This is a genomic window from Arthrobacter sp. Y3225116, from assembly GCF_059091245.1.
In genome coordinates this window covers 1-1547 of sequence record NZ_JBNHGL010000409.1, presented here as the reverse complement: position 1 = coordinate 1547, position 1547 = coordinate 1, and the positions used below count along the sequence as shown (strand labels likewise).

Annotated in this window: 1 protein-coding gene and 1 pseudogene; both read left to right on the top strand. The window is 70.6% G+C overall.

Annotation, left to right across the window (positions count from 1 at the left end; all coding sequences use genetic code 11):
* Positions 1 to 239 (top strand): annotated as a pseudogene (locus tag AC5RV2_RS17860) (hypothetical protein); the annotation flags it as partial.
* A gap of 60 nt (positions 240 to 299) precedes the next feature.
* Positions 300 to 1445: an adenosine deaminase gene (locus AC5RV2_RS17855; RefSeq protein ID WP_494093438.1), complete on the top strand. Its 1146-nt coding sequence runs from the start codon at positions 300 to 302 to the stop codon at positions 1443 to 1445.
* Positions 1446 to 1547 lie beyond the last annotated feature (102 nt).

The window sequence follows — 1547 nt, the reverse complement described above, 5'->3', positions numbered from 1 at the left end:
AGGCGGGCCCGGCGGGCGAAGCCGGTTCGACGGCGGAAGCCGGGCCGGCGACGGGAGTGGGGCCGGCGGCAGCAGGTGACGCGGGCGCGGCCGCGGAGAGCCCGGATGCAGCAGTAGTTGCACGGCGCGATCCCGCCGACCAGCTGCCGGCAGCGGGCTCGCGGACCGTCCGCTTCGAACCGTACGTTCCCCTGGCCGTGCCCTCCCGCAACCGTTCCGCCGCCGGACTCGACGACTGAACCCGGCGGGGGCATCCGCGCCGGTTCAGGCGTGCCCGGTGCTCGCGTAAGGTGGTGCCTGTGACTGAGCCTGAATACTCCGAAGACACCGCAGCCGACCTCGACGTCGACATCCGCAGCCTGCCGAAGGTTTCGCTGCACGACCACCTGGACGGCGGACTGCGCCCGGCCACGATCATTGAACTTGCCGCCGCCGAGGGCCACGAGTTGCCCTCCACCGACCCGGTGGCGCTCGGGGAGTGGTTCCGCGAATCGGCGGATTCCGGCTCGCTGGTCCGCTACCTGGAAACCTTTGACCACACCATCGCCGTGATGCAGACCAAGGACGGCCTGTTCCGCGTGGCCCGCGAATTCGTCGAGGACCTGGCCGACGACGGCGTGGTCTACGGCGAGGTCCGCTGGGCGCCCGAACAGCACCTGACCAAGGGCCTGACCCTGGACGAGGCGGTAGAGGCCGTCCAGGCAGGCCTGGACGCCGGCGTGGCCGCCGTGGAAGCCAGCGGCCGCCCCATCCAGGTGGGCCAGCTGGTCACCGCCATGCGGCATGCCGACCGCTCGCAGGAGATCGCAGAACTCGCCGTCCGCCACCGCGACCGGGGCGTCGTCGGATTCGACATCGCCGGTGCCGAGGACGGCTTCCCGCCCTCGCGCTTCAAGGACGCCTTCACCTACCTGGCCGAACAGCAGTTCCCGGTGACGATCCACGCCGGCGAGGCGGCCGGGGTGGACAGCATCGTGGACGCGCTGGTCAGCGGCCGCGCGCTGCGGCTGGGCCACGGCGTCCGGATCGCCGAGGACATCCAGGTGGACTTCGGGCCCGACGACGAGGACGGCGAAGAGGTCGGCATGGTCACGCTGGGCCGGGTCGCCTCGTGGGTCCGCGACCGGGGCATCCCGCTCGAGTGCAGCCCGTCATCGAACCTGCAGACCGGCGCGATCTCCGTCTTCGGCGAGGATATCCACTCCCACCCGTTCGACCTGCTCTACCAGACCGGGTTCAAGGTCACGATCAACACCGACAACCGGCTGATGAGCGGAGTCACGCTCACCGACGAATACGAGTTGCTGGTGGAAACCTTCGACTACGACCTGGACGACCTGCTGGAGATCACCCTCAACGCGGCCGAGGCCGCTTTCCTGCCGCTGGAAGAGCGTGAGGCGCTCGTCGAGTTCATCGGCGAGGGCTTCAACAGCCAGCTGGGCTGACGCCGCGATGCCTCACGCCGGACACTCCTGTGAACCGGGGCGGCTCCCGGACGCCCCCGCCGAGTCCGGCCGGGGGGAGCTCCCGGACGCCCCCACGGCTGA